The organism is Actinomycetospora sp., assembly GCF_055612215.1.
The window spans coordinates 1-8,703 of sequence record NZ_JBVPVA010000645.1 but is presented as its reverse complement, the minus strand read 5'-3'; the positions used below and the strand labels follow the sequence as shown (position 1 = coordinate 8,703).

General features: G+C 74.7%; 5 protein-coding genes, 1 tRNA gene and 3 pseudogenes. 6 read left to right on the top strand and 3 right to left on the bottom strand.

What is annotated here, in order from left to right; genetic code table 11:
- Positions 1-180 precede the first annotated feature (180 nt).
- Positions 181-555: pseudogene (locus AC0CYZ_RS17730) on the bottom strand (RidA family protein); the annotation flags it as partial.
- Positions 552-713 carry a DUF4177 domain-containing protein gene (locus AC0CYZ_RS17725; protein WP_472217676.1) on the bottom strand — a complete coding sequence of 54 codons (162 nt, stop codon included), beginning with the start codon at positions 711-713 and terminating at the stop codon, positions 552-554. The pseudogene AC0CYZ_RS17730 and the gene AC0CYZ_RS17725, both read right to left, overlap by 4 nt.
- Positions 714-890: 177 nt before the next feature.
- Between AC0CYZ_RS17725 and bagA the strand changes: the two genes are divergently transcribed.
- Positions 891-1,964 (top strand): ATPase BagA, encoded by a 1,074-nt coding sequence (bagA, locus tag AC0CYZ_RS17720; protein WP_472217674.1) that lies wholly within the window; start codon positions 891-893, stop codon positions 1,962-1,964.
- Positions 1,954-3,123, top strand: a complete 1,170-nt coding sequence (gene bagB, locus AC0CYZ_RS17715; RefSeq protein WP_472217672.1) for an ATPase BagB — start codon at positions 1,954-1,956, stop codon at positions 3,121-3,123. The genes bagA and bagB overlap by 11 nt, the downstream gene beginning before the upstream one ends.
- A 748-nt stretch (positions 3,124-3,871) precedes the next feature.
- Here bagB and AC0CYZ_RS17710 read toward each other — a convergent pair.
- Positions 3,872-4,153 (bottom strand): annotated as a pseudogene (locus AC0CYZ_RS17710) (WhiB family transcriptional regulator); the annotation flags it as partial.
- A 268-nt stretch (positions 4,154-4,421) separates the two neighbouring features.
- Here AC0CYZ_RS17710 and AC0CYZ_RS17705 point away from each other — a divergent pair.
- The 4 genes and pseudogenes from AC0CYZ_RS17705 to AC0CYZ_RS17690 form a co-directional block, all read left to right on the top strand.
- Positions 4,422-6,851: a penicillin-binding protein gene (locus AC0CYZ_RS17705; RefSeq protein WP_472217671.1), complete on the top strand. Its 2,430-nt coding sequence runs from the start codon at positions 4,422-4,424 to the stop codon at positions 6,849-6,851.
- Positions 6,844-7,872: a metallophosphoesterase gene (locus tag AC0CYZ_RS17700; protein WP_472217669.1), complete on the top strand. Its 1,029-nt coding sequence runs from the start codon at positions 6,844-6,846 to the stop codon at positions 7,870-7,872. The genes AC0CYZ_RS17705 and AC0CYZ_RS17700 overlap by 8 nt, the downstream gene beginning before the upstream one ends.
- A gap of 35 nt (positions 7,873-7,907) precedes the next feature.
- Positions 7,908-7,984 (top strand) — tRNA-Pro (locus tag AC0CYZ_RS17695).
- Between the two features lie 218 nt (positions 7,985-8,202).
- Positions 8,203-8,703: pseudogene (locus AC0CYZ_RS17690) on the top strand (hypothetical protein); the annotation flags it as partial.

Below are 8,703 nucleotides of genomic sequence, written 5' to 3'. Positions count from 1 at the left end.
TGTCGTGACCTCTCCGCGGGCGCGGCTCGCCGAGGTCGGCGTCGAGCTGCTGCCGGTGGCGCCGCCGATGGGTGTGTACGTGCCGGCCAAGAAGGTCGGCGCCCAGGTGTGGACGTCCGGGCAGCTCCCGCTGGTCGACGGCGAGCTGCCCGCGACGGGGCTCGTCGGCGCGGACGTCTCGCCCGCCGAGCCGAAGACCTCGCCCATCAGCTCCGAGGCCCCGTTCACCACCTGCGGCTGGCCACCGAACCCCGGCGCCGAGGCCACGTAGCCGACGATCTTGGCGACCGACACGACCGCGTCGAGCCCGACGAGCGCGTCGATCGCGGCCAGGGCGTTGAGCGCGGCGGTCCGCGCGTAGGCCTTCGCGTCGTCCACCGAGACCTCGGCGCCGACGAGGCCCGTGGCCGGGAGCTCGCCGTCGACCAGCGGGAGCTGGCCCGACGTCCACACCTGGGTGCCGACCTTCTTGGCGGGCACGTACACCCCCTTCGGGGGCGCCACCGGCGGCAGCTCGACGCCGAGCTCGGCGAGCCGCGCCCGGGGGGAGGTCACGACAGGGGCCGCTTGAGGTAGGCGACGAGCTGCTCCCCCGTCGGCCCGGGCAGGACGGTGACGAGCTCCCAGCCGTCCGAGCCCCACTGGTCCAGGATCTGCTTCGTCGCGTGGGTCAGCAGGGGGACGGTCGCGTACTCCCAGGTCTGGGCACTCATGGGGCCGAGGGTAGATGTCTCCTCCGAGCGCCCCGGCCTCGGCCCGGACGGGCACCCGTGCGGTCACACCTGCGGCGACGTCGCGGCCCGCGTCGTCACCGCCCGTGGGACCCCGATGTGACCGAGCCCTCCGGCCGGGGCCGACGGTGCCGCCGACGCGGTCCTACGCTGGTCGCCGTGAGCAACCAGCGCCCGGCGGGCAGTGTGGGCGTCCTGGGCGACGGCGGCGTCGAACGCTGGCCGGAGTCCCTCGCCGGCGCCCGCCTCCACGTCGTCACGGGCAAGGGCGGCACCGGGAAGACGACCCTGGCCGCCGCGCTCGCGCTGGCCCTCGCGGCCGGCGGCGGGCGCACGCTGCTCGTCGAGGTCGAGGGCCGCCAGGGCATCGCCCAGCTCTTCGACACCCCGCCGCTGCCCTACGCGGAGGAGCGCATCGCCGTGGCCCCCGACGGCGGCGAGGTCCGCGGCCTCGCCGTCGACGCCGAGGAGGCCCTGCTCGAGTACCTCGAGATGTTCTACAACCTCGGGCTCGCCGGGCGGACGCTGCGGCGCATGGGCGCCATCGAGTTCGCGACGACCCTCGCGCCGGGCCTCCGGGACGTCCTGCTGTCCGGGAAGGTCAAGGAGTGCGTCGGGCGGACCGTCGGCGACGACCGCGGCGGCTCGCGCAGCCGCGGCTCCCGCCAGCCCCTCTACGACGCGGTGATCCTGGACGCGCCGCCCACGGGCCGCGTCGTGAAGTTCCTCGACGTCACCAAGGCCATGGGCACGCTCGCCCGGACCGGCCCAATCCGCACGCAGAGCGAGGGAGTCGTGGCGCTGCTGCACTCCACGCAGACGGTGGTGCACGTGGTGACCCAGCTCGAGGACCTGCCGGTGCAGGAGACGCTGGACACCGTCGACGAGCTGACCGCGGCGAACCTCCCGTCGGGCTCGGTGATGATCAACCGCGTCCGCCCCGCGCGCCTGCCGGTGCCCGCCTCGGGTCGTGCGGCCGTCGACGACGGCGGGCTGCGCGCCGGGCTCGAGGCCGCCGGACTCTTCCTCAAGGACGAGGAGATGGAGGGCCTGCTCAGCGAGGTCGGGGAGCACACCCAGCGGCTCGCGGTCGAGGCCGGTGTCCGCTCCCGGCTCGACGACGCCGGGATGCCGCAGCTCGAGCTGCCCGAGCTCGCCGACGGGGTCGACCTGGGCGGGCTCTACGAGCTGGCCGAGCTGCTGCGCGAGCAGGGGGTGCGTCATGGTCGCTGACCCGAGCGGGGACCCGGCCGCCGCCCGCGTGCGGCGCCCGAAGCACCTCGACCTGGACCGGCTCGTCGACGACCGCGCCACCCGCGTCATCGTCTGCTGCGGCTCGGGCGGCGTCGGGAAGACGACGACGGCGGCCGCGCTCGCGCTGCGGGCCGCGGCGCACGGGCGGCACGTCGTCGTGCTGACGATCGACCCCGCCAAGCGGCTGGCACAGTCGATGGGCCTCGAGGAGCTCGACAACGAGCCCCGCGTGGTCCCCGGCGCCGTCGACGGCGCCTCGGGCGGCGAGCTCCAGGCGATGATGCTCGACATGCGCCGGACCTTCGACGAGATGGTCCTCGGCCACACCACGCCCGACCGCGCCCAGGCGATCTTCGACAACCCCTTCTACCAGACGATCTCCTCGTCGTTCTCCGGGACGCAGGAGTACATGGCGATGGAGAAGCTGGGACAGCTGGCGGCCACCGGCCGGTGGGACCTGATCATCGTGGACACCCCGCCGTCGCGCTCCGCCCTGGACTTCCTTGACGCGCCGCAGCGGCTGTCGTCGTTCCTCGACGGCCGCATGATCCGGCTGCTCTCCGCGCCCGCCCGGGCCGGTGGCTCGGCGCTGCGCAAGCTCGTCGGCTCGACGTTCAACCTCTTCGCCAAGGCCGTCTCGACGATCCTCGGCGGGCAGATGCTCGCCGACGCGTCGGCCTTCGTGCAGGCCTTCGACACCCTCTTCGGCGGGTTCCAGGAGCGCGCGAACGCCACCTACCAGCTGCTGCGCGCCCCCGGGACCGCGTTCGTCGTGGTGGCGGCACCGGAGCCGGACGCACTGCGCGAGGCGTCGTACTTCGTCGAGCGCCTCGGCACCGAGAAGATGCCGCTGGCCGGCCTGGTCCTCAACCGCACCCACCCCGTGCACGCGAGCCTCTCGGGTGCGCGGGCGCGGGAGGGCGCCGAGACCCTCGAGGCCGCGCGAGGTGACGCGACGACCGCGGCGGTGCTGCGCCTGCACGCCGACCGCGTCGAGACCGCCGAGCGCGAGCGCCGCGTGCTGTCCCGCTTCACGCGGGCCCACCCGACGGTGCCGATCGTGGACGTGCCCGCGATGGCGACCGACGTCCACGACCTCGACGGCCTGCGCGCGATCGGTGAGCTGCTGACGTCCTGAGGGGGCCGGAGCGCGCCGCTCGCCGGGTCTGCGCGCCCCGCACACACTTCGCCAGCAACGGCGCTCGATCCTGGGCGGACTGACGCGTCACGCACACACTCCAGCGGAACCGGCTCAGTCCTGGTTGGACCGACGCGCTACGCACACACTCCGCCGGCGACGGCGCACGATCCTGGGCGGACCGACGCGCTACGCACACGACGCACCCGGTGACGGCGTTCCGTGCCGGATGAACCGGCGCATCGCACTCACCAGTCCGGAGGACGGCCGGCGGCTCGCTCCGACGTGCTCGACCCACCGCGGGACGATGACTCGACCCGGTCGGCGCCGGGAACGAGACGGGCCCGACCCGATAGCCCACGCCCTCACTACGTGTGTGCGCCACACGTCGGTTCGATCGATCGGCGCCGACTCCTGTGAAATGTGCGCGACGCGCCGGTCCGCCCAGCCTCGAGCGCTGTCGCCGGCGGAGTGTGCGCGCGACGCGCAGGTCCAACCAGGACTGAGCCGGTTCCGCTGGAGTGTGTGCGCGGCGCGCAGGTCCGAGCCCACCCGACCGGGGCCGGTCGGCCGAACGGCACGGACGCAGACCTGCGCCGTCGCCTCAGCCGACCTGGCGGTCGTCCCGTCGACGCGGGGTCGACCGGTCCGTCGGCGAGCTGCGCTCGCCCGACGCCGCCGGACGCCGCGCAGCCGGAGCCTGCGCCGCCGGCGCCTCGGCGGCCGGCTGCTGCGGCCGCATCGCGGCGCGGCGGGCGGCCTCGAGCAGGCCCGCCCAGGACACCACGTCCGGCCGGCGCTTGAGCAGCGCGCGCCGCTCCCGCTCGGTCATGCCGCCCCACACCCCGAAGCGGATGCGGTTGTCCAGCGCGTGCGCCAGGCACTCGGTGCGTACCGGGCACGCCTTGCACACCTCGCGCACGTCCCGCTGCTGCGCGCCCTGCACGAACAGGGTGTCCGGGTCCTCGCTGCGGCACCGCGCCCGGCGGCGCCAGTCCCGCGTGACCGTCCGTCCCGAATCGTCGTCCACGTCATCCCGCCCTCGTGTGGCCCCATGGCTCCCGGGGACCGCGCCCGCCCCGTCGCGCGCACTCCCCGGCACGCCCGGCCCTGCGCGGCCGCGCGTCCCGCCCGTTCACGGGGTTCGACGCACTCTAGGAGCGCACGGTTCCACCGACAAAGCCCGAATTCGGATCCGGCTCGTGAAGATCTGTGGTCGACGGGTCCGGCGGGGCACGATCCGGCCGATCGGGACGACACGAGCACGAACCTCACGGACTGCCAGTAACCTGACGGCGATGACTGGGGGAACAGACGGGACCGGTGAGGGCGCGGACACCGGCCGCGCGGAGCGACGGCGGCGGGTCGGGCCGGCCGCACGCCTGCTGGGGCTCTGCCTCGTCGCCGGCCTGCTCGTCGCCGGGGTGACGTTCCCGCTGGCCGGCGGCGTGGGCCTGGTCAGCAACGACGCGAGCGACACGGTGAGCGCCACCTCGACCGACCTCGCGGCGGGCCAGCTGCCGCTGGTCACCACGGTCACCGACCGGCAGGGCGCGCCGCTGGCCTACCTCTACGACCAGAACCGCCAGCCCACCCCGCTCGACCGCATCGCCCCGACCATGAAGGCGGCGATCGTGGCGATCGAGGACCGCCGGTTCTACGAGCACGACGGCGTGGACTGGACGGGCACGCTGCGCGCGCTGGTGACCAACCAGAGCGCCGGCTCCACCCAGCAGGGCGCCTCGACACTGACCCAGCAGTACATCAAGAACTACCAGCTCTACGTCACGGCGCGGAGCCAGTCCGAGCGGCTCAAGGCGACCGAGGCGACCTACGCCCGCAAGGTCCGTGAGGTCCGCGTCGCCCTCCAGCTCGAGCGCCAGCTCACGGACGGGCGCACCAAGCACGAGGCCAAGGACGAGATCCTGGCGCGCTACCTCAACATCGTCTTCCTCGGGAACAACTCCTACGGCATCGGTGCCGCCGCCCGCACGTACTTCAACACCACTCCGGACCGCCTGACGATCCCGCAGGCCGCCCTGCTCGCGGGCATGGTGCAGTCGACGGCGGCGTTCGACCCGGTCGCGCACCCGCAGGCCGCGACGGGGCGGCGCAACGAGGTCATCAACCAGATGGCCCTGCAGGGGATCATCACCCAGGCCCAGGCGCAGGAGGCCGCGGCCAGCCCGCTCGGCATCGTCACGCCGCTGGCGACGCCGGCCAACGGCTGCATCGGGGCCGGTGACGCGGCGTTCTTCTGCAAGTACGTCGTGGACTACCTCGGCCAGTCGGGCATCTCGGCCGAGCAGCTCAACCGCGCCGGCTACACGATCCGCACGACGCTGGACCGCAACGCCCTGGCCGCGATGTCCGCGGCGCTGCGTGGCGAGGTGCCGGCGCGGCAGCGCAACGTCGCCGACGTGATGGCCGCGGTCCTGCCCGGCGGGGACCGCCACGAGGTCCTGGCCATGGGGTCCAACCGGGTGTTCGGCGTCGACGGCGCCGCGCTGCAGACCAGCTACGGCCTGCCGTGGGAACCGGTGAACCTCGGCGCGGGCTCGGTGTACAAGGTCTTCACCGCCGCGACGGCCCTCGACAAGGGCCTGGGCATCGACTATCGGATGGACATCCCGCCGGACGGCTACGCGTCCCCGATCTACCGCGACGGCCAGGGCAACCCGTTCCCGGTCCGCAACGCCGGCAACTACGCCCCGGTGCTGTCGATGACCGACGCCCTCGCGCAGTCGCCGAACACCGGCTTCGTCAAGTTGATGGAGTACACCGGCGTCGCACCCGTCGTGGACATGGCGGTGAAGCTGGGCATGCGCTCGCTCGCCGAGCCGCAGGGAGCGGGCGGCAAGTCGATCGCCGAGGTCGCCAAGGAGCAGAACCAGGGCTCGTTCACCCTGGGCGTCACCCCCACCAGCATCCTCGAGCTCTCGAACGTCGGGGCCACGCTGGGCTCGCGCGGCCGGTGGTGCCCGCCGACCCCGATCCTCGGGGTCACCGACGCCTCCGGCACGCCGGTCCCCGTCGCCGAGCAGCCCTGCGAGCAGGTCGTCCCGCCGACGCTGGCCGACACCCTCATGACGGGCATGTCCAAGGACGACCAGCCAGGCGGCACCTCCGCGGCCGCGGCCGCGCAGTACGGCTGGAACCGACCGCTGGCCGGCAAGACCGGGACCACCCAGCAGAACAAGTCCGCGGCGTTCCTCGGGTTCACCCCGGGCGTCTCGGGCGCGGTCATCACCTTCGACGACTCCAGCTCGCCGCGCCCGCTCTGCGACGGCGGCGGCGACTCGCCCCCGTACCCCTGCGGCAGCGGCAACATCTTCGGTGGTAAGACCCCGGCCCGGACCTGGTACCGGACGATGACGCCGCTGCTGGCGGCGGCGCCGGTCCAGCCGCTGCCCCCGACGGACCCGCGCTACGTGGCGGGCGGGACGAACGAGCAGATCCCCGACGTCGTCGGGCGCCAGGCCGACGACGCGGAGTCCACCCTGAAGGACGCGGGCTTCGCGGTCGCCCGGACGCCGGTGAACAACCGGGCCGCCGCCGGTACCGTGGTCGGGCAGTCCCCCCGCGGGTCCGCGCTGCCCGACCAGGTCGTCACCCTCCAGGTCGCCAGCGGCACGGTGCCCGCGCCGCCCCCGCCACCCGGTGCCGTGGCGGCGCCGGCGGTGGCACCGGCACCTGAGACCGGGGCACCGGGAGGTAGCGGTGGCTGATCGTCCGGGCCCCGGCACCGCGCACCGACTCGCGCGAGGCCTCACCCGGACGGTCGCGGCGGGCGCCGCGGTCGGGGCGCTCGGCCTGGGCTACGCCTCGGTCGTCGAGCGCCACTGGTTCACGCTGCGCCACGTCACGCTCCCGGTCCTCGCGCCCGGCTCCCGCCCGCTGCGGGTCCTGCACGTCTCCGACCTGCACCTGCGCCCGGGCCAGCGCACCGAGGAGGGCTTCGTCGCCGGCCTGGCCGAGCTGGAGCCCGACCTCGTCGTCGACACCGGGGACAACCTGTCCCACCCGCGGGCCGTCCCCGTCGTGCTGCAGGCGCTGGGGAGCCTGCTCGACCGCCCCGGCGTCTTCGTGTTCGGCAGCAACGACTACCACGGCCCCAAGCCGAAGAACCCGGCGAACTACCTCTTCCGCCCGCAGCACCGCATCCTCGGCCCGGAGCTGCCGTGGCGGGACCTGCGGGCCGCGTTCGTCGAGCGCGGGTGGCGCGACGCGACGCACACCCGCTTCGAGCTGACGGTCGCGGGCCAGCGCGTCGCGGTGGCCGGCGTCGACGACCCGCACATCGGCCACGACGACTACGACCGGATCGCCGGTCCGGCCGACCCCGAGGTCGCGGGCGACGACGCGGGCCCCGCGCTGCGGCTCGGGCTCACCCACTCCCCCGAGCCGCGGGTGCTCGACGGGTTCGCGGCCGACGGCTACGACCTCGTGCTGGCCGGTCACACCCACGGCGGCCAGCTGCGCATCCCGGGGTACGGCGCGGTCGTCACCAACTGCGGGGTGGACCGGTCGCGCGCCCGCGGCGCCTCCCGGTGGGGCGCCCACATGCGGCTGCACGTCTCGGCGGGCCTCGGGACCTCCCCGTACGCCCCCGTGCGCTTCGGCTGCCGGCCCGAGGCCAGCCTGCTCGAGCTCGTCCCCCGCGAGGTCGCGGACCCGGGCGGACGTGCCGTCGCGGGCGCCTCCGCGGTCCCCCGGCCCCCGTCCGGTCCGGTCGGCACCACCAGGTAGGCTCGTCGACGGAGCAGGCGGAGTGCTCGACTGCTCGGGGTGTGGCGCAGCTTGGTAGCGCGCCTCGTTCGGGACGAGGAGGCCGTGGGTTCGAATCCCGCCACCCCGACCACGAGGCCCCGGTCCGATCGGACCGGGGCCTTCGTCGTCCCCGGGACCTGCCGTCCACGGCTGCGATGAGGCCCGGGTCACCGATTGGTAACGGCCACGACCTCGCGCGCGATGGTTCGTACGAGTGACACCCGCTCCGGGTGCCGCCGTGTCGAACGGGACGACGAGGACGAGATGGCGAATCACCGGACACCGGACGGAGCCGCACTCCCCCACGGCGTGCTCGACTCCGCCGTTCGGACGACGAACATCCCGGCACCGCGCTCGACGTCGGTGTGGACCTACGGGCCGGCTCCGGCCCCGCGCATCGCCGACCTCCCCTCCGACGTCACCGCGCCGGCGCGGCCCGCCCCGGCCGTGCCGCTTCAGGCCGGCCCGCCGCCCCTGTCACCTGCGCACGCGTGGCCCGCCCCGGCCGTCACCACCACGGTCACGAGTGCGCCCGACCTCGCGGCCGCCCGACGCAGCGACGCGGAGGACATCGCCTCGCGCGCGACGACCACGCTCATCCCCAGCTCCCCCGGCGCCCGCCGGTCGCGCTCCGGCCCGGTGTTCGTCGACGGCAGTGGCCGCCGCGCACGCTGGTTCAAGGGGGTCGCCGCGACGGCCGCGACGCTCGCCGCGGGCTACGTCGGCATCGTCGTGACCGGCGCGCTCGCCGGCCCCACCGGGCCGGCCGGCACCGCCGTCCCCGTCTCCTCCGGTGCGTCCCTCGCCCCC